Annotated in this window: 20 protein-coding genes; 3 read left to right on the top strand and 17 right to left on the bottom strand. The window is 57.6% G+C overall.

The features are described from left to right. Positions 1 to 6 precede the first annotated feature (6 nt). The 3 genes from P3T40_RS37050 to P3T40_RS37040 form a co-directional block, all read right to left on the bottom strand. Complete coding sequence (locus P3T40_RS37050; protein ID WP_429272660.1) at positions 7 to 813, bottom strand: IS5 family transposase; 807 nt, start codon at positions 811 to 813, stop codon at positions 7 to 9. An 86-nt stretch (positions 814 to 899) separates the two neighbouring features. Next, complete coding sequence (locus tag P3T40_RS37045; RefSeq protein ID WP_429272659.1) at positions 900 to 1,709, bottom strand: acyl-CoA thioesterase; 810 nt, start codon at positions 1,707 to 1,709, stop codon at positions 900 to 902. Between the two features lie 120 nt (positions 1,710 to 1,829). Beyond that, on the bottom strand, positions 1,830 to 3,110 hold the full coding sequence (locus P3T40_RS37040; protein WP_429272658.1) for an acetyl-CoA hydrolase/transferase family protein: 1,281 nt from the start codon (positions 3,108 to 3,110) through the stop codon (positions 1,830 to 1,832). A gap of 99 nt (positions 3,111 to 3,209) precedes the next feature. Between P3T40_RS37040 and P3T40_RS37035 the strand changes: the two genes are divergently transcribed. Then, entirely contained in the window at positions 3,210 to 4,418 is a 1,209-nt protein-coding gene (locus P3T40_RS37035) for an acetyl-CoA C-acetyltransferase (protein ID WP_429272657.1), read from the top strand. A 15-nt stretch (positions 4,419 to 4,433) separates the two neighbouring features. Here P3T40_RS37035 and P3T40_RS37030 read toward each other — a convergent pair whose 3' ends face one another. The 7 genes from P3T40_RS37030 to P3T40_RS37000 form a co-directional block, all read right to left on the bottom strand. Next, entirely contained in the window at positions 4,434 to 5,453 is a 1,020-nt protein-coding gene (locus tag P3T40_RS37030) for a hypothetical protein (protein ID WP_429272656.1), read from the bottom strand. A gap of 141 nt (positions 5,454 to 5,594) precedes the next feature. Continuing rightward, positions 5,595 to 8,057 (bottom strand): efflux RND transporter permease subunit, encoded by a 2,463-nt coding sequence (locus P3T40_RS37025; protein WP_429272655.1) that lies wholly within the window; start codon positions 8,055 to 8,057, stop codon positions 5,595 to 5,597. Beyond that, positions 8,054 to 9,169, bottom strand: a complete 1,116-nt coding sequence (locus P3T40_RS37020) for a WD40/YVTN/BNR-like repeat-containing protein (RefSeq protein WP_429272654.1) — start codon at positions 9,167 to 9,169, stop codon at positions 8,054 to 8,056. The genes P3T40_RS37025 and P3T40_RS37020 overlap by 4 nt, the downstream gene beginning before the upstream one ends. Positions 9,170 to 9,249: 80 nt before the next feature. Then, positions 9,250 to 10,623: a DUF1329 domain-containing protein gene (locus P3T40_RS37015; RefSeq protein ID WP_429272653.1), complete on the bottom strand. Its 1,374-nt coding sequence runs from the start codon at positions 10,621 to 10,623 to the stop codon at positions 9,250 to 9,252. 312 nt (positions 10,624 to 10,935) lie between these two features. After that, positions 10,936 to 11,733 (bottom strand): crotonase/enoyl-CoA hydratase family protein, encoded by a 798-nt coding sequence (locus tag P3T40_RS37010; protein WP_429272652.1) that lies wholly within the window; start codon positions 11,731 to 11,733, stop codon positions 10,936 to 10,938. Between the two features lie 44 nt (positions 11,734 to 11,777). Beyond that, positions 11,778 to 12,371, bottom strand: a complete 594-nt coding sequence (folE, locus tag P3T40_RS37005) for a GTP cyclohydrolase I FolE (RefSeq protein ID WP_429272710.1) — start codon at positions 12,369 to 12,371, stop codon at positions 11,778 to 11,780. Positions 12,372 to 12,487: 116 nt separating this feature from the next. Further along, positions 12,488 to 14,191: a DUF1302 domain-containing protein gene (locus P3T40_RS37000; RefSeq protein ID WP_429272651.1), complete on the bottom strand. Its 1,704-nt coding sequence runs from the start codon at positions 14,189 to 14,191 to the stop codon at positions 12,488 to 12,490. A gap of 633 nt (positions 14,192 to 14,824) precedes the next feature. On the opposite strand from P3T40_RS37000, the gene P3T40_RS36995 reads away from it, so the two are divergent. Together P3T40_RS36995 and P3T40_RS36990 are read left to right on the top strand one after the other, a co-directional pair. Continuing rightward, positions 14,825 to 15,574 (top strand): electron transfer flavoprotein subunit beta/FixA family protein, encoded by a 750-nt coding sequence (locus P3T40_RS36995; RefSeq protein ID WP_429272650.1) that lies wholly within the window; start codon positions 14,825 to 14,827, stop codon positions 15,572 to 15,574. Between the two features lie 13 nt (positions 15,575 to 15,587). Next, positions 15,588 to 16,532: an electron transfer flavoprotein subunit alpha/FixB family protein gene (locus P3T40_RS36990; RefSeq protein WP_429272649.1), complete on the top strand. Its 945-nt coding sequence runs from the start codon at positions 15,588 to 15,590 to the stop codon at positions 16,530 to 16,532. A 462-nt stretch (positions 16,533 to 16,994) separates the two neighbouring features. Here the strand turns inward: P3T40_RS36990 and P3T40_RS36985 are convergent, their stop codons facing one another. From P3T40_RS36985 to P3T40_RS36955, 7 genes are all read right to left on the bottom strand, one after another. After that, a complete protein-coding gene (locus P3T40_RS36985) occupies positions 16,995 to 18,188 on the bottom strand; it encodes a cytochrome P450 (RefSeq protein ID WP_429272648.1) in 1,194 nt (397 codons plus the stop codon). Between the two features lie 62 nt (positions 18,189 to 18,250). Beyond that, complete coding sequence (locus tag P3T40_RS36980) at positions 18,251 to 19,021, bottom strand: SDR family NAD(P)-dependent oxidoreductase (RefSeq protein WP_429272647.1); 771 nt, start codon at positions 19,019 to 19,021, stop codon at positions 18,251 to 18,253. A 24-nt stretch (positions 19,022 to 19,045) separates the two neighbouring features. Further along, positions 19,046 to 19,897, bottom strand: coding sequence for an SDR family NAD(P)-dependent oxidoreductase (locus tag P3T40_RS36975; protein ID WP_429272646.1), 852 nt, complete (start codon positions 19,895 to 19,897; stop codon positions 19,046 to 19,048). Positions 19,898 to 19,913: 16 nt separating this feature from the next. Beyond that, positions 19,914 to 21,434: an aldehyde dehydrogenase gene (locus tag P3T40_RS36970; protein WP_429272645.1), complete on the bottom strand. Its 1,521-nt coding sequence runs from the start codon at positions 21,432 to 21,434 to the stop codon at positions 19,914 to 19,916. 123 nt (positions 21,435 to 21,557) lie between these two features. Next, on the bottom strand, positions 21,558 to 22,811 hold the full coding sequence (locus tag P3T40_RS36965; protein ID WP_429272644.1) for a cytochrome P450: 1,254 nt from the start codon (positions 22,809 to 22,811) through the stop codon (positions 21,558 to 21,560). 318 nt (positions 22,812 to 23,129) lie between these two features. Continuing rightward, positions 23,130 to 23,276 carry a hypothetical protein gene (locus P3T40_RS36960; RefSeq protein WP_429272643.1) on the bottom strand — a complete coding sequence of 49 codons (147 nt, stop codon included), beginning with the start codon at positions 23,274 to 23,276 and terminating at the stop codon, positions 23,130 to 23,132. Positions 23,277 to 23,787: 511 nt separating this feature from the next. Continuing rightward, complete coding sequence (locus P3T40_RS36955) at positions 23,788 to 24,009, bottom strand: hypothetical protein (RefSeq protein WP_429272642.1); 222 nt, start codon at positions 24,007 to 24,009, stop codon at positions 23,788 to 23,790. Positions 24,010 to 24,627 lie beyond the last annotated feature (618 nt).

The following is a 24,627-nucleotide window of genomic DNA, read 5'->3' as shown; positions in this document are numbered from 1 at the left end:
AGCGTGTTAGGCACTTTGCATAATCGGTACAGCATGAACGAGCATGAGCATGGCGAAGACGACGAAGTGCAGGCCGGCCAGGGTTTCGGGCAGGCGCTCGTAGTCGCGTGCCAGCCGCCTGAAGCGGTTGAGCCAGCCGAAGCTGCGCTCGACTACCCAACGGCGGGGCAGCAGCACGAAGCCCTTCTTCGCCTCGGGCAGCTTGATGACCTGCAGCTCAATGCCTTCCTCACGGGCGGCCTGCGCAGCCGCGTCACCCGTATAGCCCTGGTCGGCGAATGCAAGTTTCACCGTCTGGCCAGTAACATGCTGGACCTGCTGGGCAAGCTCTTGCACCTGTGCCCGTTCCTGTTCATTGGCCGGCGTGATGTGCACCGCCAGCAGATTGCCCAGCGTGTCGACAGCCATGTGAACCTTGCTGCCCCGCTTGCGCTTGTAACCGTCGTAACCCGCACGCGGACCGCTTTCGCACGTAGACTGCAAAGTGCGTCCATCCAGGATAACCGCACTGGGCTGCCCCTGCCGGTCCTGTGCAACCCGAATGATCGAACGCAGATCGTTCACCATCGCCTCGAAGCAACCCGCATTCAGCCAACGTTGCGTTTGCTGGTAGACCAGTTCCCACGGTGGGAAGTTGGTCGGCAACATCCGCCATGCTGCACCGGCTCGCGCCATCCAGCGCAGCGCGTTGAACATTTCGCGCAGCTCGTATCGGCGCTGCGGTGCATCTTCGGTCATCAAGGTCAGGTACGGAGCGGCGAAGCTCCATTCCTCGTCCGAAACATCCGTCGGGTATGGCTTGCGTTCTGTCATCCCGCCAGGTTACCAGGTCTGACCGAAAGTGCCTAACACGCTCTAGGAGCAAGCCCAGTGGAAGGCCGGGCGCATTCGGCGTCCGGCTACGACCTTTGAGCCGAATGCTTGCGAATGCGAATCATCGCCTCCTGAACCACAGAGGCGACAAGCTGCCCTGCCTCCGAAAAGAAGCGGCCGTGTATCAATGCCCGGCCCTGCCCTGCCCAACTGCTTTCCGTCTCATAGAGCAGCCATCGTGAAGGATCGGCCGGTAAATGGAACCACATCGCGTGGTTCAGGCTTGCTACGAACAGATGCTCATTGGGCATATCGCTCACGTGGGGAATCAACGCTGCGTTAATCAACAGGTAATCCGACAAGTACGTCAAAACCGCCGCCCAGCCGGACTGGCCAGTGGGCATATCTCCACGCGCCCGTATCCAGATACGCGATGCAGGATTGCCCGGTTGCAACAGCAGATGTTCCCTTACCTCGATCGGGCGTATTTCGAGTTGGGGGTAAGTCGTCAACCTTCCCCTGCCATGTTCCGACACCTGCGTCTCATAGCATGCGGCAACCGCTGCCAGAGTCGGCAGCGATTCCGGCACAGGCGGTTCGGCCCGCCAGCCTGACTGATGCTGAAATCCATCTCCGGTCGCGCTGAAAGAGGCATCAGCCGACAAAACCGTGTTCCCGGACTGAAAAGCCATGATCCGACGATGGGATAGGCTGCGTCCGTCGTGCCCCTCTCGCACCTGATAGACGAGCGGTCGAATGGCCGAAGCGGGCAACTCGAACGAGGCGTGCAACGCGTGCGGCAGTCTGTCGGAAACAGTCTGTAGTGCTGCATAAAGAGCCTGCGCGAGGAGTTGGCCGCCGAATATAAACTGATTACGGTTGGTCTGGGCAGCCATGCTGGAGAAACGACCCTCACCGAGCGGACACAACGTCAGCAACTGCTGCAGATCTGGGACCGCAGCATTCTGTCGAGGCGAATCGTTTCGCAGAACCATAGCGTTGCGCGCGAGCGGGGTCTACACGAGTGCCGCAGCTTGGGCATGCCGCTGAAGTTCGTCGCGGAATTGTGGTGCAGCAATGGAAATCAGGCGGCGGGCCCGCTCGCCAAGGGACAGTCCGCGCAGATCGGCCACGCCATGCTCTGTAACGATCAGACCAGCGTCCGCGCGAGGGATGCTAGCTGGGCCCGACAGCGACCCGACAATCCGGCTCGCGATTTGCGGACCGGAGCCCGCCGTCGACGGCAATGCAATGATTGGCATCCCCCCTTTGGACCGATGCGCGCCACGCAGAAAATCCAGAACCCCACCCACAGCGCCCACGTATATTCCGCGCGCCACCTCGGTATTGATCTGGCCGGTCAAGTCCACTTCAAGCGCGGAATTGACCGCTACGAAGCGATCGATGGATGCCAGCACATCCGCCGCATGCGTATAGCAGACGGAGCGGAATTGAACCGATGAATTGCGATGAACAAAATCATGCAACGTGCGGCTGCCCATCGCCACCCCGGCGATGCTCACGCCCGCGTCGACCGTCTTGCGGGCATTCGTGACGACGCCTGCCTCGATCAAACGCGCGGCCTCATCGACGAGCGCTCCGGTATGGATGCCCAGTTCCCGATGGCTGCCCAGTTCGCGCAGCACCGTCTCCGGGATTGACCCTATACCAAACTGAAGCGTCGAGCCGTCCTCAATTACAGCTGACACCTGCTGCGCCACGGTCTTTTCGGTCTCCGTTGGATCACCGCGCGTCGATTCGAGCGGGCGCCTCGCGGTCACCACAGCAACGTGGACATCATCAGCGGACAAGCTATGCCGCCCATACGTCCAAGGCGCAAGCTGATTGATCTCCGCGACGACGAGCCTCGCCCGTTTGATTGCGGGAACCAGGTATTCATGAGCCAGTGAGAGACTGTACCGGCCGTCCAGTCCCGCAGGCGCCAGTTGCAACATCAGAACGTCGATCCTTAGTTTTCCAGAGGAAATCAGTTCGCCGATCTGGGAATAGTGGCAAGGCAAGACGTCGAGCTTTCCCTGCTTTGCAAGGATTCGATTCGCACCGGCCCCGCAATAGGACTGAAAGTGCACGCAATCCGTAAATTGCGGGTCGGCCGTCTCCGACCATGTCGCCCCGATAAAGGCCCGCAGACGGCCGACGCGGTGACGCTGCTCCATCAACGCGCGCGTCAACGTCACGGGCTCGGCGCCAGCCTGCCCCCACATCACCGTCTCGCCACGGCGTACCAGCGCACCAAAGTCGATTTCTGCAGCATCAACAATCTTCAAGGTGGACATCCCCACGCGTCGGTCATCCATTTGCCCTGACGCGACATATAATTGATGATGCGTCAGTTTATATCAAACCCGACACGAATCCCAGTGGAGACTCACAGCATGAACACAGCGCTCAGACGTGCGGCAGTCGTCGCTCCGCTTCGCACCCCTGTAGGCAGTTTTGGCGGGAGCTTGCGGCCCCTCACCGCCGACCAGTTGACCACGCATATCATCGAGGCAGTCCTCAAGCGCAGCGCGATAGACTACGCATCGATCGACGAAGTGATCGTTGCGCAGTCGTATTCATCCAGTGAGTCTCCGTGCCTCGGCCGCTATGGAGCGCTTGCGGCAGGACTGCCGATCGAGGTGCCTGGATACACGGTTGACAGGCGTTGCGGATCGGGTCTGCAGGCCGTCATCGATGCGGCCATGATGGTACAGACGCATGCGGCCGACGTCGTGCTGGTGGTCGGAGTTGAAAGTATGAGCAACATCGAATACTACTCGACCGACATGCGCTGGGGTGCCCGTTCCGGCTCAGTGAAGTTTCACGACCGACTGCAACGGGGACGGGAACGCTCGCAGCCGCAAGAGCGTTTCGGGGTGATTTCCGGCATGCCGGAAACCGCGGAGAATCTCGCGAGGGAATACGGCATTACTCGAGACGATGCTGACGAATTCTCAGTTTTGAGCCATCGACGTGCCGTCACTGCATGGGCCGAGGGCCGTTTCGATGAAGAGGTCGTGCCCGTACCTGTGCCACAAAAGAAAGGCGAGCCGATCATGTTTTGCAAGGATGAAGGCATCCGCCCGGACACGAGCGCGGAAACCCTGGCTCGTCTGAAACCAGTTCTGAAAGACGGTACGGTTACCGCGGGCAATGCCAGTCAGCAGAACGACGCAGCGGCAGCCTGCCTGATCGTCGCGGAGGACCGTCTGGCATCCTTAAAGATTGAACCTATGGCCTTCCTTAACGGGTGGGCAGCTGCAGGCTGTCATCCGGCTACAATGGGTATTGGTCCGGTGCCGGCGGTTGCCAAACTGCTTGCGCGGACAGGACTCACACTCGACAGGATGGACGTCGTCGAACTCAACGAGGCGTTCGCTGCCCAGGTTCTGTCCGTGCTCAAAGCATGGGATTGGCATGAAATCGACAAGCTCAATGTCAACGGCGGCGGAATCTCGCTCGGTCACCCGATTGGCGCGACTGGCGTACGGATGCTCGCAACGCTGCTGCACGAACTGAAGCGGCGCCGTGGCCGATACGGGCTTGAAACCATGTGCATCGGCGGTGGGCAAGGTCTCGCTGCGGTCTTCGAGCGTCCTTGACACCCACTCCACCTATCATCTGAAGGGAGGCTGCCGGCGCGACTTCTCGGTACGCCGCGTCTCCCCTAGCGCCGTTCGCAGGATCGGGCTGAAGCTATAGGAATCAAAGTAGTCCTCCCAGCGCACGATCTTGTCATTTTCTACAAAAAGCAGGGCAAATCCGGGGCACCAGAGTTGTACGTCGCCATGAGTCGTAAAGCGATACTCCATGCGCTGGATAACACCCTCCTCGAATGGCCACCAACGCACATTTTCTACCCTGACATTGGGCCAGATTCCGAATAGTTTCCGGAAGCGCTCATAGGCCGCCTCGACACCCAGTTCGCAATTATCCATCAACTGCCATAACGTCGAGTCATTGCTCCACGACGTCTTTATCTCTTCAAGGAAACCCAGCCATGACGTCGAACGGGCGCGTACTGCATCGAGACCGCGCATAAACCGCCGGTTAGACTCAATTTTCCTTCCAACCGTTTCGAGCTGGTCTGGGTCAACGGAGATCTCGACATCCACAACGTCCACCTCGGACTCCAGTTCGTTCCACCATGGCGGCTGCCGCCGTACCGGGTCCAGGCGTCGAGTCTCACCGAACGCAGTCCGCAGGAATGGGTCCACGGCGTAACTGTCCATATATTCTTCCATCCGGACGATCTTTCCCGACATCGGATGGAGAAAGTCCACCACGAACCCGGGGGAAAACACCTCCTCGCCGCCAGGCGTTTTGATCATATGTTCGTGGCGGTAGAAAAAGCCATCCTCGAACGGCCATGAGCGATTGTTCTGGTTCCGGACTGAAGTGCCCCACTTGGCGAAGAACGCAAGAATGCATTCGGTCCACGTCGAGGTGAGATCCTCGTTGTTGTTCAGGTCGTAGACCGTAACGTTAGCATCGAAGAAACGGTCAAGCTCGCTCGGCGTGGAGAAGAATTCGACATAGGATGTGGTGCGATTCGTGAACCGGTTCAATAGCGCGCGCCTGCGCTCGATCGCTGCGCCTACCTTTCTAAATCGTTCAGCGCTCGTTTGACTTTCCACCTTTGCACCTCGACGGTAGCGGCTAGCCCGGATAAATGGGTGGGTCGGGCGGCTTACTCAACGGATGGGCGAATCACATATGCCGTTACCCATCATTAGGCGAGACCTCGAGGGCTCACATTTCAACCGCGCCGACTGCCCTCAAGCTCGTACATGCTCCTCAGATCCCAGCTTGCGCCGCGTTTTTTTTTCCACAGCCCGAACCGACACGTTGCGCAGCAGGAAATGGGACAGCGAAGGAATCAGAATCAGCGCACCCACCATGTTCCAGATAAACATGAAGGTCAACAAGATCCCCATGTCCGCCTGGAACTTGATCGGCGACCACGCCCAGGTTACGACACCCGCAGCAAGTGTCACGCCTACCAGTGCCACTACCTTTCCGGTAAACCCAACTGCCATCCGGTAAGCACTCGGCAGATCCATTCCGGCTCGCTGCTGCGCTAGCTGAACGCTTAGCAGGTACAGCGCATAGTCCACACCGATGCCCACGCCCAGCGCGACGACAGGCAATGTAGCGATTTTGACGCCAATCCCAAGCACTACCATCAGTGCCTGACACAATACTGACGTCACCACAAGGGGAATGACCGCGACAATGGTTGCGCGCCAGCTTCGAAAGGTAATCAGACAGAGCAGGATGACTGCTGCGTACACGAACGCCAGCATGCGTTCATTGGCCTGCAGGACCGCGATGTTGGTTGCCGCCTCGATGCCCGCGCTACCGGCGGCAAGCAGGAACTGCCGGTCGCCGTTGCTATGCGATTGGGCGAATGATTCAGTAACCTTCACCACCTGGTCCAAGGTACTCGCCCTATGGTCCGCCAGGTAGGCAATGACAGTTCCAGCCGCACTGTCAGCATTCATCAGCTCCGGATCGTTCGTCTTCAGGTCGAACGTTGCCTGGGACGACAACGAAGCCTGACGGCTCAAGGTGAACCACTTAGGGCTACCCTCGTTGATGCCGGACGTTCCATAGCGCGCCATGTCGGCTGCGGACATCGTACCCTGCACGAAGGGTAGCGCGCGGAGCTGCTGTTCAAGGCGGTCTTCCTCTGTCAGCGTGGGAAAGCTGCTCATGCCGTCGGGCTTCGTCTTGACGATGACCGCAAAGACATCGCTAGACAAACCGAATTTCCGCGAAATGAAAGCGTTGTCCCTGTTATACCGCGAATCTGTGCGCAGTTCAGGAGCGCCGGGATCAAGATCGCCAGTTTGCAGATTCAGGCCAATCACAAACCCGGCTACGGTCAATCCAGCGGCAACGATGAGTGCTCCGGCCGCCCAGCGACGGGTCGTGAACCGATCGAGGAAACTCCAAAGGCGATCGGTGAAGACTGGCTTCTCGACAGACAGCTGCTGGGCGCGCAGGCTGCGATTCGCCGCTGCACGACTGACACCTGTGAAGGACAGAACCACCGGTAGAAGAACGAGGTTGGTAAAAATTAGCAGGCCGACACCGATGCTTGCCGTCATGGCAAGATCACGGATCACCGGAATATCGATGATCGTCAGAATCCCAAAACCGACCGCATCCGCCAATAGCGCAGTGAGCCCTGCGAGAAACAACCGTCGGAACGTATAGCGCGCAGCCACGTATTTATGCATTCCGCGGCCAACATCCTGCATGATCCCGTTCATCTTCTGGGCACCATGCGAAACGCCGATCGCAAACACCAGAAAGGGAACCAGTACTGAGTAGGGATCCAGTGAGAAGCCGAGGAGATTTACGATTCCGAGCTGCCAGACGACTGCGGTCAGCGAACAGACCAGCACGAGCACCGTGCTGCGCACACAGCGCGTATAAAAAAGGATCGCCGCAGCCGCAACCATTGCCGCAACGACAAAGTATCGGCTCATCTTGCCGATGCCATCAATCAGGTCGCCGACCAGCCTCGCGAAGCCAGTAATATGAATGCCGATTCGGTCCGACTGATGCGAAAGCACCTGTTTGTCCAGATCCCTCGAAAAGGCTTCATAATCCAGCGGCTCTCCAGTCACGGCGTTTTTTTCTATCAACGGCACCACGATCATGCTCGAGTGCTGATCGTTCGACACCACGCTGCCGACAATCCCCGCGAGCATCACGTTACGCTTGAGCTGATTCAGCGATGCGTTCGAACCGGTGTAGTCCTGTGGCATGACTGCACCGCCGCGATACCCTTCTTCCGTGATCTGTGTCCACCGCACCGATGGCGTCCAGAGTGACTTCATGAACAGCCGATCCACCCCGGGCATCAGAAACACCGCGTCGTTGATTTCACGCAACGTACGCAGATACTCGGGATCGTATATGTCGCCGTTCTTGTTCTCCACCACAATACGCACCGTGTTGCCGAGGCCGCGCGCAATGTTCCTGTTGTCGAGATAGTTGCGGATGAAGGGTTGCGATTGGGCCAACGTCTTTTCGAAGCTCGCATGGACCTTCAGGCGGATCGCCTGCGAACCCAGCAACGCAGTTAGCAACAGGGAAATCAGAACAATCGCGAGGCGATTGTTGAAGATCAGGCGTTCAAGGACATTGCCAGAGCGCGGATCAAACTCTTCGAGACGCCTGGTGACCGCTTGCTCGGCCGATGATTCCGTCCGATCGAATTGATTCATTGCGAAACCCCATTAGACTTCACTGTGCGTTCTGCACCTACCTGTTCCACATCGATGCCCTGCAATCCGGCGAGGACCAGAGATCGAACACCGAGCGCATCGATGGCCGTAAACAGCATGGGATGTGCAACCGCTTCTGGCTGGAAGGTCAGCCCCTGATCCCGGCTAACCAGCACGCTACCTGCGGCGCTGGCCAAAACGGTCATGCTGTCGACTACCGCCGCTGTCGTGAAGCTGTCCTTGACGGGTGTGTCGATATGCTGCCACGTGGCACCCCGGTCGGCGCTTCGATAGACCGTTCCGCGCAATCCAACCGCCACCATGAAGTTGTCCGTTCCAGCGACATCAAAGAAGCTCCCCTTGTACGGTGTGGACACGGCGACGAACGATTGGCGCTTCTCATCGTAGCGGTACACGCCGCCCTGCTCGCCGGCGATGATAAGGTCGTCGCCGATCTTCCTGATCACGTTCAGATTCAGAAAGTCCTTGTTATCTACGTGATCCAGCCATGGCAGCCAGTGCTTGCCGCCATCGTCCGTGGCCACGATCATGCCGAAGGATCCAACCGCGATCCCCTGCCGGGGATTGGCAAAGTAGACACTTAGAAACGGTAACGAAGTATCGCCCTGCGTGTTGAGCTCGACCTCCTTGAGAAACGACGCTGCGGATGTGTCGCCCAAAGCGATTCTCTTTCTGTAGTACGCAGGAAACGTGACAGCCGCAACGCGGTTATCGAGTTGCTTAATCCACGTTTGGCCACCGTCTTCCGTGTGCAGAATGACGGCGTCATGACCCGTCGCCCAGCCCTGAACCGGATTCACGAACTGCACGGCTACCAGATCGGTCTGCACGGGAACTCGGGCTTGGTGCCACGATCGACCTTGATCGTCTGAAAAGATGATCAGGCCACGCAACCCGACAGCGACGACCCTGGTCCCCGCATTCGCGATGGCCATCAATGGCTGACTCGTTAGTCCCCGGAAGCCGAACTGCTGGACCGCAGAAATATCCAGCGGATCCTCGAAGGCTTTGCTATCTGGTTGTGCGTATACCAGAATCGAGAGAAGGAGAGCCACCGTCGAAGCGGAAAAGTACGACCATAATTTGTTCATTCAGTACTCCGGAGTGCTTGTGCCAGCGTCGACATTGCGGGCTGCCGCCCCTAAACTTCAATGGCTGTCGCATTGCGCTCCTAACGCACGCCTGCGTTCATCAGGCCGGACGGCGTAAAACGCGACGTATCAGGCAACTTCGGACCACTCTTCTCGTACCCCGTGCCGAATTCACCGCCGAAGAAGTACGACCCCTTGGTCAAATCCACAAAGCTGTATCTTGCGTCAGTGAGGTAGGGCGCGACAGGGTCATAGATGACAGAAGGGAAATCGACGCCGATCCGGTACAGCTGCCCAGCGTGGTCGTACTCGTCAACTTCGTTGAGAATCCACGAATCTTCGTCGACATAGAAGGTCCGCCGCGACATGATGTGCCGTTGCCCCGACTTCAGTGTCGCCTCCACCACCCAGACGCGGTGCTTCTCGAAGCGAACCATATCCGGGTTCGGAAATTTTCCGGTGAGAAAGCCCGGTATCGCGGTAGACGGCATGAACGGCTTATAGACGTTGTAAGGGACATAGATCTCTTTCTTGCCGATCAGCTTGAAGTCGAATCGGTCCATCCGCCCGGAGAACATGCCCACCTCATCGTAGGTCAGCGCACCATCGAAGTTCGCTGCCGGCGTGTCATACGTAAATTCCGGCGCTGTACGCACGCGACGCTGACCGGGCGTGTAGAGCCAATTCAGTATGTCGGCCTGGCTATAGTCGAGCGAATAGGACAGGATCAGGTTATAGCCAACCTGTGAGGAGGGTGCATTGCCAATCTCCAACTGCTTCAGGTAGTACAGGTCGGGGACACTCGTTGAGCTCGGGTCGTAATACTGATTGCAATACGTTCCCGTGAAAGTGCCGAGCAGAGTACGGCCACCGTCGGGCTCCACAAGATATGATTCGTTGCGCACAACGCGGCCAGCTGACATCCAGTGAAGATAGAAATTCCACATCACCTCGTAGCCATTCTTCGGTATCGGAAATGGAATGCCGCCGTACGCACCACTTACGCCATCCCCTTCAATCGCGCCGACGAGATGCGACTTGGTGGCGTTCGCCACCGAGTTTTTGCTTACCCAGTCCGGATAGGGGGCAGTGCGATGTGTCGGATACACCTCAATCCGATAGTCCGGATATTTCTTGAACATGGCGATCTGACCCGCGCTCAGGTTGGACTCATGCTCCGCCATGTTCTTTGCGTCAATCGTGAGGATCGGCTTTTCGCTGGCGAATGGATCGGGATAAACGGTGCTGCCTGCCTTGTACCCTGGACCGGGCTCCGCCAGTCCGCCGCTATACGCCGGGATTGACCCGTCGGCGTTGGCCGCCTTCTCTGCACCGAAATCCGTCAACGTTGTACCGAGACTCTTCGCCGCATCAGCATCGACGGCCGCAAATGCGGTGCCGCCGCCCTGCAGGCAAACGAAAAGTGCGACCCAAAAACCTGTCTTCCGTTTCATTACGTGCTCCTCCATGGATTCACAACCGGGTAGCGACAGCCGTAGCCGGCACTCCTCTTTTTTCGTCTCCGACTCCCGCTTCCGCTCACGCACTCTGCCAGCGGAGAGCGAGTGGACAACCCTGGACCGTCTCCACCTTCCGGCGTCCACATCCGGCCACCCGTAAACTGACTATACGTCACTTATCACAAAATATCGACTAGCAATTTCGGCTTATTAAGGCCTTCCTGCCCTTTTAGCTGACATTTCGCCATCTTCCAGCCAGCTTGACAAATGCTCATCTCCGCACGTATAGGTCATGTCCGCGAGAGACTACTGTCCGCGAAAAGTCGGCGTGCGCTTTTCGATAAGCGCACTCACCCCCTCGACGTGATCGCCAGTCAGGTGACACAACGCCTGCGCAGTTGCGGACATCTCCATCACTGCCTCATATGACGCGGCGCGGCCGTGGCGCATCAAACTCTTGGCGAGACGCAACGCGTGCGGCGGCTGCACCGCGATTTGCTGTGCAAGTTGGAACGCGACATCTGACAGTTCGGCGGCCGGAACGACCTGTGAAACAAGGCCCCATTCCGCGGCGTTCCCCGCATCGATCAGCTTGCCGGTGTAGAGCATCTCAGCCGCCCGACTGTAGCCGACGACACGCTGAAGCAGCCAGCTCCCGCCATCGCCCGGGATCAAGCCAACTTTCAGGAACGTCACCCCAAAACGCGCGTCGTCCGAAGCGATGCGTATGTCGGCGAGACACGCCAGATCACAGCCGAGGCCGACCGCAGCGCCGTTTACAGCGGCAATCAGTGGCATTTCAAGCCCGTAAATTGCGGAGCTCAGCGCGTGAAACTCCCGTCGGTAGCTTTCTCGAATATCGACTCCATGACCCGCAAATGCCCCTTTCTTTTCCAGCATCGACTTCACGTCGCCGCCAGCGGAAAAGGAGCGCCCCGCACCCGTCAAAATGGCACAGCGTATATCGCGGTCACGATTGATTTCGTCACATACGATACGAATTGCCTCGCCGTCTCCAATAGCGCCCAACGCGTTCATGGACTCCGGACGATTTAGTGTAAGTAGCGCAACATGGGCACGTTTTTCAACCAGCAGCAGACTCATGAAAACCTCATCAATAGGCCCCACTTTTTAAATGAAGCCGCAATCTATTCCTTGCGGACTATCGACAGAAATTCGCGGCGCGTTGAAGGATCCGTACGGAACGAACCGAGCATGCGCGATGTGACCAAGTCAGTGCCTGCTTTATGAACCCCTCGCGTCGACATGCATTGGTGCGCCGCTTCGAGCATCACCGCGACACCCTTCGGCTGCAGCACCTCGTTCAAGGTATCGGCAATCTGCACCGTCATCTTTTCCTGGATCTGTAATCGCTTGGCAAAAGCATCGACAAGTCGCGCCAGTTTTGAAATACCGACAACGCGATGCTCAGGAAGGTATGCGACATGTGCGCGTCCGATGATCGGCACCATGTGGTGCTCGCAATAGCTCTCGAAGCGGATGTTCTTCAGGACAATCATCTCGTCGTAGCCGTCGACCTCAGAAAACGTTCGCATCAGCAATTCACGCGGATCCGCCTGATACCCAGCAAAAAACTCCTTATACGAGCGAACCACGCGCGCCGGCGTATCAAGCAAACCCTCCCGCGCAGGGTTGTCTCCCGCCCACCTGATCAAGACACGGACGGCCTCTTCGGCTTCCTGCATGGACGGCCTGGCGTGCAGGTCCACCTTCCCCTGCATCACATCACTCACGTTCTCTAAGTTCATATCCATACGTTGAGGCTCGTGCACTTTGATTGACGCTACCTGCAAATGTGAGACAGGCATTCGACCGTCCCGCATATAAACGGTAGAACCTAGAATGCCGCTTGAAGGGTCAGCGATACCCAGCCCCTGTCGTTGTAGAAATAGGTCCCGTTGCCACTCGTGTAGTAAGACGCCGTTCCCCCGTCAACCGGAGTGGTACCGCCATTGGTGTGAGCGTGATAGCCGTTGTACTGGAGCGTGACGTTGTATTTGTTTTTAATTAGCGCATGAATGCCGGCTGTATAGATAATTGCACCCTGACTCACCGAATTCCCAAGGCTGGCGGTATTCCCGTAGACACCATATTCAACGAATAGGGGCATGTCGATATCGACGTTAGGGAATACTTGCAGCCAGGTGGGGTCGAACAGGGCTGCAACCGAAACTGAATTTCTCGTGGAACATCCATCCCACTTGTTTCCTGTCGGACATCCCAGAGGGTTGCCTGTTCCGTTGTACAAAGCGCCGTTACTGGTAATCGATGTCAGATGCGTCGCTGCAATTTCCGCAGTGACGGAGCCGGTCTGCCACAGCGGCGTCCGCGTCAGCCCGGCAATGACATTCGCAATGACGTTGATCGTATCGCCCCGGGCACCCTGAGAACCCGCGAGGTCGCTCGGCAGCGGCCCAGTTGCGCTGTTGAGTGCCGTGTGCTGACGATATGACACCTCGAAGCCCGTGCTGTAGTTTCCGATCTGTTTTTCGAGACTCAATCCGTAAAGATGTACGTCGGTGGCGTAGGCGAGGTGATAGTTCGTTGCGCCGGTTGCGGGATTCACACCGAACAGCGGCGCCCAAGGTTGCGCCTCATCAAGGCGCCGATAGTACGCGTCAACTGTGCCGCGCAACCAGTCGGGGCTCCACGAGGCCTTGAAACCATAGTTGGGATTTGTGTTGCTTGGCGTATAGTCCGAACCGTGAGGTATGGAGCCGTCTATGTATTGCGGTCCATTGAACAGAAACCCAGCGGTGCCCAGATAGGTTCCCCCCTCCGGGTTCAGGTTGTGAACCTGCTCGAACAGGTACTGACCTTCTAGCGTGAATGTCGGCGTGACCTGGGTGCTTAAAAGAACTTGCGGTCGTGGAAGAGCCAGTTCCTTGGCGAGCGAACCGGGCTGACTCGATCCTTTGATGTTGTCAGCGGCATTCTGCGAATAGTCGATACCCTCCGCGCCAAAAAACAGTGCGTTTCCCCAGAACTCTGTCAACTGACCAACCTTGACGGTTGTGTTGTGTCCTCCAATGTCAAAGCGCCCAAATGTGAACGCATCGAGCAACTGGATTCCCTGTTCGTAGTACCGTTCGGTGTAACTCGTATATTGGTTGTTCGCGTATGAAAACAACGACGAGTATGGAACACCCGGTGCGAAATTGCCGGGGTTCGTGTTGACCCCATTGCCGTACGCAAAATCCTTGAATATCGACGCGCTTACGCGAAAGCCGTATTTGTCGTCGTAGACCGCATCGAACTCAGAGAGGTCACTGACGCGGTTCGTGACGACGTCGCCGGCATGCGCAAACTTGTAATCGGACTCCGCAAAGGCCGGATTATTTCCGATCTCCGGATTGATCCCCTGAGCACGCACCCCGAGGTTGTATGTCACTGTGTTGTCCCAGTTGACAACCCAGTCCGGATCGAGCGGCAATTCGACCGCTTGCACCGAACGAAGTCCACCGGTCAGTGCCAGACAGGCGACTGCGGCCGAACACGGGATTCGTAACGATGTGCGCCTACTTGCCTGGCAAGGTTTCATTCCTGTCTCCTGAATTGGTCTATTTATTCACCACGTTGTGACGGTATACAACGATCGAGCGGCGGCAAACCCGGCAAATGGCGTACTGCGTGCTGCACGCAGCTAACCCGTGCTTCGTAGCCGCAGTCTGATCAACGTCAAGCACCTTCCGGTCTCCGGCTCTCAGTCCACTGGATACGCGGCGAAGTCCCTGCGTCATCTCTGACCACTCGCTGCTGTTTCCTACGCCTGATAGCCACCACGACAGCCCATGCAGTCTGCCGCCTCGCAATCGTCACTTTCATGACACACCGTCAGTTTATTTTGCGTTTTCGTGGAGTGTCAATAGGAGGATACGCACCGATCAATCCGCAGACAGATACTTATGTTATCGCTATGTAGTTGTTTTTATGGTACTTTTCAGCCATTGCCGGCATGTGCGGACCTGCCTAACGGATATAGGGGATACCCGCAAGACAATCTTTTGTCCAACTCAGTCGTTGTGAAACTGATAAATTATCAGCTATATTCTGGCTCATGAGCGTTGAGACTGTCCGAGGCTTCCCGTCGAATACGTTCATGACGACACATGCGAGCGTTGGCACCATCGCGGTCGATTGAGGCAGTTTTGAATTAGCGAGCGAGGTAGGAAACTTGAAGATCTTTGTGGCGGTGAAGAGAGTCGTCGACGCGAATGTGAAGGTCGGTGTGAAGTCGGACAACACAGGTGTCGACATTGCGAACGTAAAGATGTCGATGAACCCGTTCGATGAAATCGCCGTGGAAGAGGCGGTACGTCTGCGTGAAGCGGGCGTGGCGACGGAAGTGATTGCTGTGTCGGCGGGTGTGACGCAGGCGCAGGAAACGCTGCGCACGGCGCTGGCGATCGGCGCGGATCGCGCGATCCTGATCGAGTCGAGCGAAGACCTGCAGCCGCTGGCGGTGGCCAAACTGCTGAAGGCGCTGATCGACAAGGAACAGCCTTCGCTGGTGATTCTGGGCAAGCAAGCCATTGACGACGATTCGAACCAGACCGGCCAGATGCTGGCCGCGCTGGCGAATCTGCCGCAGGCGACGTTCGCATCGAAGGTCGTGGTGGCGGATGGCAAGGCAACGGTGTCACGCGAGGTGGATGGCGGCGCCGAAACGCTGTCGCTGACGCTGCCGGCCGTGGTCACTACCGACCTGCGCCTGAACGAGCCGCGTTACGTGACGCTGCCGAACATCATGAAGGCGAAGAAAAAGTCGCTGGAAACGCTCAGGCCTGCCGATCTGGGTGTCGACGTGACGCCGCGCCTGAAGACGCTGAAGGTTGTCGAGCCGCCGCAGCGCTCCGCCGGTGTGAAGGTGGCGGACGTGAAGACGCTGGTCGAGAAGCTGAAGACCGAAGCCAAGGTGCTGTAAGGAGACGGACGAAATGACGAATCAGGTTAATCTTGTAATAGCAGAACACGACCACGCGTCGATCAAGGCATCCACGCTAAACACGATTGCAGCAGCACAGAAGATCGGTGGCGATATTCACGTGCTGGTGGCAGGGCACAACGCGCAGGCTGCAGCGGATGCGGCTGCCAGGATTGCGGGCGTTTCGAAGGTGTTGCTGGCCGACGCGCCGCAACTCGAAGTGGGCCTCGCCGAAAATGTCGAAGCAACGGTTCTCACGATCGCAAGGCATTACTCACACATCCTGGTGCCTTCGACAGCAGCGGGCAAGAACATTGCCCCGCGTATCGCCGCGAAGCTCGATGTCGCGCAGGTCAGCGACATCACCGCCGTGGATTCTGCCGATACGTTCGAACGTCCGATCTACGCGGGCAATGCGATCGCCACGGTTCAATCTCAAGACCCGATCAAGGTCATCACGGTACGCTCGACCGGTTTCGATCCGGTCGCAGCAGAAGGCGGCAGCGCAGCGGTCGAGAAGATCGCAGCCGCAGCGGACAGCGGCCTGTCGCAGTTCGTGAGCCGTGAAGTGACGAAGCTGGACCGTCCGGAACTGACCTCGGCGAAGATCATCGTTTCGGGCGGCCGCGGTTTGGGAAGCGGCGAGAACTACACCAAGGTGCTCGAACCCCTGGCTGACAAGCTGAACGCAGCACTCGGTGCGTCGCGCGCCGCAGTCGATGCGGGCTTCGTGCCGAACGACTATCAGGTTGGACAGACGGGCAAGATCGTTGCACCGCAACTGTACGTCGCGGTGGGCATCTCGGGTGCGATCCAGCATCTGGCCGGGATGAAGGACTCCAAGGTCATCGTGGCGATCAACAAAGACCCGGAAGCGCCGATTTTCAGCGTGGCCGACTACGGTCTGGTGGGCGATCTGTTCACGGTCGTGCCGGAGTTGCGGGAGAACCTCGGATAGCCGGGTAATCCAAAACGTCGGAAAGAAGGTATGACTAAAGGCGCTCATTTCGATGCGAACACGCGCAAGGAGGCTGCGGCGTGTGCAAACGCCGAAGACGCCGCAGTGTGGCGCTGGTTTTCCAACCTCTACGATCAGGGTCTGATACGTTGGTGCAAAACGAATCGAGGCTGGCTCATCAGCGTTGCTCACCGTCACGTAGCAACTACGGCGACTTTCGACGAAGGGATTCGGAAAGCCATGGCACGAACACAGGACACCGGTCACCAACGAACCAAGAAGAGTCGTACTCGCAGAGGCGAGGCGGAACTACGGTAAAGCCCGCCGCGTGCGCCAAGTAATCTGGCCCGGAGATCGATTCACTCGAACATGTACCCAATCTCCGTGCCTATATTCTCTGTTGCATGTTTAGAAGGATACCGTTCGTTCGACGGCGGACAGGCCCAGGCAAACGCTATGGTTTTACGCTTCCCACCGCAGTGGTAATTGTTTGATGGCGTTGATGCGACCCGACTTGACGATCACCTGTGAGTCACCCGAAATCGCGAAGCCAGCAATCCGCTGCAGCCATTCCTGCAAAAGAACACGCAGTTCGACGCGGGCGAGTTGCGCCCCAAGGCATCGATGGATACCCGTGCCGAACCCGCCATGGACTTTGTTTTGCCGATGAAAATCGACCGTCATGGGGTCCTGATAACGGCGCTCGTCAAGGTTGTAAAGCGTGGCCGGCAAAAGCACCAGATCGCCTTTGCGCATTGGAAGACCCTTGTATTCGAAGTCCTTGGTGACCATGCGCCCGAAGTTGGCAATGCCGTGTCGCCGCAACAGTTCCTCCACCGCGTCCGGAATCAAGGTTGGTTCCGCGACGAGTTGCCTGCAATGTTCCGGATTACGCGCAAGAAAATTCATGAAGAATCCCATTGACGAGACCACGGTATCGAGGCCACCGAACATCACGTTGGCCGTCATGCTCAGCACCTCGACTTGCGTCAGCCGACGATCATCAATGCGCGCCGCAAGAAGATAACTGATGAAATCGTCACCGGTCTGACCCTCACGCTCGGCAATGCGGTCCTGAAGATAGGCCATCATGGTGTGCACGGCGCGCATGAACGACTGAGGATCGGGATCTCGGGTAAGCCAGTCCGCAGCGGGTAGCAACAACTCGGCGTGCTCCAGCGGCAGTTGCATCATCGTAAGGAACGTATAGATTGGCATCCGCTGCGCAAACTGGGTCTGAAACTCGCACCCGCCCTGCTCGATGAATCCATCAATCAACTGTCGACTCAGGCCATGCATCTTTTCTTCAAGCTGCTGCACAGCTTTGGGCGAAAAGAACGGCTGCAGCAGCCCCCGATAGCCGGCATGCTCCGGCAGATCCGCCTCCCCCGGAAAGAACCTCATATCCCGCTCCTCACGAGACATGGCTACGCCCTTGTTCGAAAAGTGCTCGGTATCACGCCAGCCCTCGGCGATATCTTCAGCGCGCGTGAACACCCAATGCCCCTCGTTGCGCGGGGTATAGAAAATTTCCGGCCCCTCGTGCAAGCGCTTCCAACCCAGGTGAATATCGCCGTTCTCAGGTTCGACAGCAAAGTAGTCAAAATCCGTGACCAGATTCGCTGGAATATCCGGGACAACCTGTTCGCTATGCATGTGTCAGATCCTTAAGCAGATTCATACTGAACCACCGACATTGCGCTGGCCGCCGCAAAACATCAGGCCAGAAATCGTGGATGGCCCAACAGCGAATTGCCACCGCTATAGTTGAAGATCTGCCCCGTCTCGAAGAATTCATCACGCACCAGCATATAGGTCATCGCTGCGATGTCCTCCGGACGGGTAATCCTGCCCAGCGGCGTCAGATCGACGAAACTTTGCTCAAAAGCGTCGGGGTCCATGCCGAAATCGCGCACCCCTTTGCGCGAAAGCTCCGTCGGCACCAGGGACGGGATGATCCCGTTGATTCGCAAGCGTTTGTGGCGATATTCCACCGCGGCCCCCTGGACGACGCGATCGCCGGCCCGCTTCGACGCTGCGTAACCGACGATTCCTGACAATGGATCATAGGCCGACAGAGAGGAGATATTGACGATGGCCCCACCATCGACGATACCCTCAGCAACATGCTTGATGAACATGGCCGGCCCGATGAAATGCATCTTCGCCATGTGCATCAAATGCTCTTCAGTCAGGTCCTTGAATGGCACGCGAGGCGCAAAGCCTGCCGCGTTCACCGCAATGTCAAGACGACCGTAAGCATCCGTTGCGTGGGCAACCAGATCGGCAATCTTTCGGTGGTCGGTAATATCCGCTTCACGCGCCGAGCCGCCCAGTTCCCTTGCGAGAAGCTGCAGGTGTTCGGCACCTAGCCCGGAAACAACGACCTTTGCGCCTTCTGCACTCAGGCGCCGCGCCATGGCTTCACCCATTCCGCCCGGCGTCGATGCGCCGAGCACGATAGCAACCTTGTTCTCGAGATCCTTCACCTGGAATCCTTTCTGTGATGTGCTTCAGACCTTTCCCGGCGTGCGCTTATGCATCGGCAGCGGCCCATCCGGCCATTGTCGCTGGATCGAGTCGCGTCCCTCGCGGTAACGCTTTTCGACCAACTCCATCGAATAAGGGTGTGTCCAGATGAAAAACTCCTCCGTCTGGATCCCCTTGACCACAAGTTTTCCGACGACCTCCGGGCTCATCCCGTAAGCCTCGAGCGCTGCATGGTTCTGCTCGCTGCCCCCGAATGCGCTGCCGAGTTCCGCCGGACGATTACGCCCGGCGTCCCACAATTCCGTGTTGATGATGCCCGGACACAACACGCTAAAGCCAATGCTCTCGCCGTATTCCAGGCGAAATGCGTCGGCGAAACCGAGCACCGCATGCTTCGTGGCGACATAGGTCGCGACGCCTTTGGTCGGCGTACCGACCGCGTGATGCGAGGCCGTATTGCAGATCCAGGCTTTCGTGCCGCTGGCGAGAAAGCGCCTGCCGAACGCGCGACAACCATTAAATACGCCATACACATTCACTTCGAACTGCCAACGCAAATCGTCGTCGGCCGTATCGAATCCCGCACCTGTTGCAATCACGCCCGCATTGTTGCAGAGGATCTCAACGTGTCCCAATTCGCGCCACGCCAACTCGGCTAACTGCTCGACCGATTCTGAGCGGCGCACATCGCAGAGAAAGGGACGCGCCATCGTCCCCTTCGCTTCAAGTTCGGCGCATACCGCTTCAGCCCGATCCAACTGCACGTCAGCAACCACGATACCGCGGGCACCGGCATCGGCGAGCGCCAATGCAATTCCCCGGCCGATTCCGCTGCCTGCGCCTGTCACAACACAGCCCTTTTGCCTGATTTCCATGCTATCCCCGCTTAGCTCAATGCCGCATAACGAACGGCTGATTGGTGTCCGGCTTGCCACAGAACCAGATGGTTTTGGTTTGCAGCCATTCCTTGATTGCCTCAACGCCACCTTCCCGGCCAAGGCCACTGTGTTTATAGCCACCAAAAGGCGTCGCGTAGCCGCCGACCCGATAGGTATTCACCCAGACCGTGCCGGCCTGAAGGCGCTCCGCGGCACGCATCGCCTTTCCCATATCGGAGGTCCAAACGCCGGCGGCGAGCCCGTAGGGCGTATCGTTAGCAATCTGGTATGCATCCTCCTCCGTGTCGAACGGAATGACCGAGAGCACGGGACCGAACACTTCCTCACGGGCGATGCGCATGCCGTTATGCACACCGGTGAAGATGGTCGGCGCTACGAAGCGCCCTCCTTCTGCGCCAGGACCACAATACGGTCCACCACCGAGCACGCAAGTCGCTCCCTCCTGCCTCGCGATGTCGATGTAGCGGAGTACCTTCTCGTATTGCTGGGGTGTCGCGATTGGACCGACGTGAGTCCCTGCCAGCATCGGATCGCCGATATGCGCCGCCCCTGCCATCTGCACGAGACGATCGACAAAGCGATCATGAATCGAACGTTGCAGCAACAATCGCGAACCTGCGATACAGGTCTGGCCGCTGGCAGCGAAAATGCCAGCGATGGCGCCGACCACTGCGGCGTCGAAATCGGCGTCGTCGAACACGATATTTGGCGACTTGCCACCCAATTCGAGCGCGACATGTTTGAAATCACGCGCGGCGGTCTCGTTGATGATCCGCCCCCCGGTCTCCGAGCCGGTCATGGCGATTTTTGCGACGTCTGGATGCTCGACCAGCGCCGCTCCAGCTTCATTTCCGTACCCCGTGATGACGTTGACCACCCCGGGCGGAAAACCGGCTTGTCCAAATAGTTCGGCAAACTGAATAGTTGAAGCAGATGTGAATTCGGACGGCTTGACAACGGCAACGTTTCCAGCCGCCAATCCGGTGGCAAGTTTGTGTGTCAGCAACAGGAGCGGAGAATTCCACGGGGTAATCAGCCCGACCACGCCCATCGGCTCGTGGCGTGTGTAGGCGAGCATATCCGGCTTTCCTGTCGGAATGACCGATCCTTCGATCTTGTCGCACAGTCCCGCATAGTAGCGATACCAGTCTGACATGAGCCTCATTTGAGGCAGCATCTCGCTATAGAGCTTGCCGTTGTCGCGGACCTCTGCCGCGGCCAGCGACCCGGCATGAGACTCAATCAAGTCGGACAGGCGGACAAGGGCGCGGCCACGCTCCGACGGTTTCAGTGCATTCCATACCGGTAGTGCCGCCTTAGCCGCGGCGACGGCCTGATCCACATCTGCCTTGGTGCCTCGGGCAATCTCTCCCCAGACTCTGCCGGTATACGGGTTGTCCGTTGGAATGTATTGTCCGGATGCCGGTTTATGCCTGCTGCCTGCAATATACATGTCGTATCGTTGCACGTCGTCTGACACTTCTGCGTCCGCAGATATGGGGTTGTGGATCATCGCTCTCTCAGCTCACGGCAATAAAAAGGTTGCAACGGTACGTTGTCGGAGACGACGCCGAAGATGCGAGATGCACATCAGGCGAGTCGACTGACGGCCGCCGCGCTCGGGGAATACGAGGATCTATCGATTAGGCTTGAGTGGGTTCCAGGATAGAGGAAGCGTCGTGAGGACCAATGCTTCGCTAGCGATCGCCTGAACCTTCGCTCCCGGCAGAATGCGGAAATCCGGAATCCGCTTCAGCCATTCCTCGTACGTAATGCGCAATTGTTGACGGGCGATGTTCGATCCGATACAACGATGCGGGCCCGCGCCGAACGCGATATGCGTATTCGGCGCGCGGTCGATGTCGACGTTCAAAGGATGCTCGAATGCGCGCTCATCCAGGTTACTCAGCGGCATCGAAAGGATGACGTTGTCACCCTTGCGAAACAGCACGCCGCTGACTTCGACGTCTCGAGTAACAAATCGATTTGTGGCAATCTGGCTGTAGCGACGTAACAACTCTTCAATCGCGTTGGGGATCACGGAAGGTTCGCTCACTAGGCGCCGACGCAATGGCGCATCAATCGCGAGATGCCGGAAGTGAAGACTGGTTGCTCCGGCAATGGTATCCAGACCGGCCAGCAGAAAGAAGAAGAAAAGCCCGAAAATCTCCTTCTCGGTAAGCGGGCGGCCGTCGATACGCGCATCCAGCACGATACTGATCAGATCGTCGCCACGCTCGTTCGCACGACGCGCAATCAATTCCCGCTCGAACGACATTAACCAGTCAATTCCGGCCTTGCGCATCTCCGCGTCATAGCCGCTATGCAGGATCTTCCTGACGTTCCCCATCACCTCAAGGGTTTCTTCAACCGAGATGCCGAGAAAATGGCTGAAAATTCCTGCCGGCAGCTTGCGGGCGAGCAGGACGAAGTCCACTTGTCCGTCGTTCAGGACTTCTTCGATCACACGAATTGTGTGATCGCGCATATGCAATTCCTGTGTCTTCACGCGGGCTGGCGAAAACAGGGGATTGAGCAGCGAACGAAACTTGGTATGGTCCGGCGGGTCTGCCTCCACTGGGTAAGCAAACCATTCCTCCCCACCTAGCGCGCGATCGAAACCCGAGATCCGCTGACTCGAGAACGTTTCGGGATCCTGCATGATGGCCTGCACGTCCTTTCGGCGCGTGACCACCCAATTGCCCCACTGCGGGTCCTTCGCAGTGTGGGTAATGTAAAAAATATCTGGCTCGTTGTGGAACCGGTCGGCGTAGTCCCGCTGTGGGTCTTCGCCGACTGGGATCTGATAGAAATCCACATCCCGCACCAGATGGGCAGGAACATGCGGAGGAACCCGCAGGGTCGAATTAAGTTCGGGTTGATCTGACATGATATGTTCCGTCTCTCTCAGCTATTCCAAGGTACACAGGGCCACAACTCGGTGGCATACCTAGAGTGCTTTTTGATCACTTGCGTAGCGCTCTCCATCATGTAAAAAGAGAAGCTCCGCGTCGTATTTCTCAGCCATGCCTTCAAACGACACATCCATGCCAATGCCTGTGGCACGTCGCGGATCCGGCCTGAATGCACGTCACATCAAGGTCCTGCTTTGAATGACACGCATCGGCGGTGTAAAGCATCGGCCGGCGATAAGCCAGTTCGACCATCAGACTGTAATATCCAGCGGCTGAACTAACGCTTCAAAGAGCTACACGCCCCTGGCAATCTGCGCCGGCTTTGTAATCGGCACAGGCTTGCGGGTATGGCCAAAATCGAAACCCGCGTTGAGATAGACACAGAAGCGATCCAGAACCTTGCCATCGCCATCAAGAAGATGATTGTTCGTCTCTTTCATGACCCACTTCCACCTTGTAAATTCATGTTTTGCCCATTATCTACACCTACACCATCATAATAAATGACGATTCAACAGTTTTCTTCGGTACATACCCTAGCAAACGACACCGAAGCTTCGGCATCCGGAGCCTGCTGACGAAATCATTGATTCACAGCCTGCGGAAAAGGCACGCCTGCGAGTTTTGTGATCGACTGAGCGCCTTTGCCGTTGAATATGTGCACGCGCGAGATCCGCACTGAACCAGTTGTTGAACACGCCGACGAAGACATCAGGCGTATTAACCAGCAGCCTCCGATGCGGCCATCAGAGTAGATCTTCATAGCAGACGGAAAATGCTGCGTGCCGGCCGTAATGGAGAGTGAACCAAACCGGGGAGGTCGATTCACGCCACCCGGCGCGCATTCGGCGAGTTCGCAGCTACAGAGGTGTTGGTCAACCCTGCAAGGTTCTTAACCGTGAATTCTTCGTTGAGAACATCAATTCCGACCTGCGACAGGCAGCATCCTCCCTAGTCCGTCCATCGCATTTGTTGCTTCTTCGCCATGAGATGGCTGACCACCAGGTTCACCGCGGACTCGGCAATGCTGCTGATCGGTAGCCCTTTGTGATAGCGCACGCCATAGTTCACGAACGTACCGGCGGCTTTCTCGATGCAGAAGTACAGGCGGCGCGGGTTACAGTACAACGTCGAGTGCTCATAGCCTTTGGTCGCCAACAGCGTGGCATCCAATGCCTTGATCCTGAAAACCGATTGTCGGCCCTTTCCATGCCAAACCAGCCACATGGCGTGATCGATCGCTGTCTCAATGGCGATTTGCTCGTCGCAGGACGATTTGAAGATGTCAACGTTGCGACGATAAAGTCGTCAACTCAGGGATTTGTGCACCCCGATTGCGGGGAAAGCCACGCTCAGTATGGGTTTGCCGGACGCGAAATAAAATCGCCACTTCGCACAGATTCGCTTCGCTCTACGTCAACCACTGCCAGAACTGCATCACCCTCCCCGGCCGGGCCGCTGTCTCCGCCGGTCAACCTTGCTTCGGTGATCTGCCCCATGGTTTGCTCCCACCCTTGTGAGGCCGATCAACCCACACCGGACGAAACGCGCGTCGTGTCGGCGAGCCCCGTTACTATCTTCACTCCTCGATAATTGAGGATTTGGCCAGCTAGGCCCGGCATGATTCTCGCCCCCAGTCGCAGTCATGATCCGGGGGGTGTTGTCACCGGGCCTGGTGGGTGGCTGGTGATCGCTAATAGATCCTATGTGGGCAGGGGACTCGCCGGCGAACTGATATGTAGAATCAGCGCGTCGAGTCCTGTTCAATGGAGAACATCATGCGCACGGATC

Origin of the sequence: Paraburkholderia sp. EB58 (assembly GCF_050436665.1) — a bacterium.
Taxonomy (GTDB): domain Bacteria; phylum Pseudomonadota; class Gammaproteobacteria; order Burkholderiales; family Burkholderiaceae; genus Paraburkholderia.
The sequence above is the reverse complement of the archived record's forward strand: the minus strand, read 5'-3'. Positions and strand labels throughout refer to the sequence as shown.

What these genes read in the sequence shown, in the direction of transcription:
- P3T40_RS36965 (WP_429272644.1), bottom strand. Translation starts at nt 22,811, where the DNA reads ATGTCAGATCAACCCGAACTTAATTCGACCCTGCGGGTTCCTCCGCAT.
- P3T40_RS36970 (WP_429272645.1), bottom strand. Translation starts at nt 21,434, where the DNA reads ATGATCCACAACCCCATATCTGCGGACGCAGAAGTGTCAGACGACGTG.
- P3T40_RS37040 (WP_429272658.1), bottom strand. Translation starts at nt 3,110, where the DNA reads ATGTCCACCTTGAAGATTGTTGATGCTGCAGAAATCGACTTTGGTGCG.
- P3T40_RS37050 (WP_429272660.1), bottom strand. Translation starts at nt 813, where the DNA reads ATGACAGAACGCAAGCCATACCCGACGGATGTTTCGGACGAGGAATGG.
- P3T40_RS37015 (WP_429272653.1), bottom strand. Translation starts at nt 10,623, where the DNA reads ATGAAACGGAAGACAGGTTTTTGGGTCGCACTTTTCGTTTGCCTGCAG.
- folE (WP_429272710.1), bottom strand. Translation starts at nt 12,371, where the DNA reads ATGCAGGGGAAGGTGGACCTGCACGCCAGGCCGTCCATGCAGGAAGCC.
- P3T40_RS36975 (WP_429272646.1), bottom strand. Translation starts at nt 19,897, where the DNA reads ATGGAAATCAGGCAAAAGGGCTGTGTTGTGACAGGCGCAGGCAGCGGA.
- P3T40_RS37035 (WP_429272657.1), top strand. Translation starts at nt 3,210, where the DNA reads ATGAACACAGCGCTCAGACGTGCGGCAGTCGTCGCTCCGCTTCGCACC.
- P3T40_RS37010 (WP_429272652.1), bottom strand. Translation starts at nt 11,733, where the DNA reads ATGAGTCTGCTGCTGGTTGAAAAACGTGCCCATGTTGCGCTACTTACA.
- P3T40_RS37025 (WP_429272655.1), bottom strand. Translation starts at nt 8,057, where the DNA reads ATGAATCAATTCGATCGGACGGAATCATCGGCCGAGCAAGCGGTCACC.
- P3T40_RS36985 (WP_429272648.1), bottom strand. Translation starts at nt 18,188, where the DNA reads ATGCATAGCGAACAGGTTGTCCCGGATATTCCAGCGAATCTGGTCACG.
- P3T40_RS37000 (WP_429272651.1), bottom strand. Translation starts at nt 14,191, where the DNA reads ATGAAACCTTGCCAGGCAAGTAGGCGCACATCGTTACGAATCCCGTGT.
- P3T40_RS37020 (WP_429272654.1), bottom strand. Translation starts at nt 9,169, where the DNA reads ATGAACAAATTATGGTCGTACTTTTCCGCTTCGACGGTGGCTCTCCTT.
- P3T40_RS36960 (WP_429272643.1), bottom strand. Translation starts at nt 23,276, where the DNA reads ATGAAAGAGACGAACAATCATCTTCTTGATGGCGATGGCAAGGTTCTG.
- P3T40_RS36990 (WP_429272649.1), top strand. Translation starts at nt 15,588, where the DNA reads ATGACGAATCAGGTTAATCTTGTAATAGCAGAACACGACCACGCGTCG.
- P3T40_RS37045 (WP_429272659.1), bottom strand. Translation starts at nt 1,709, where the DNA reads ATGGCTGCCCAGACCAACCGTAATCAGTTTATATTCGGCGGCCAACTC.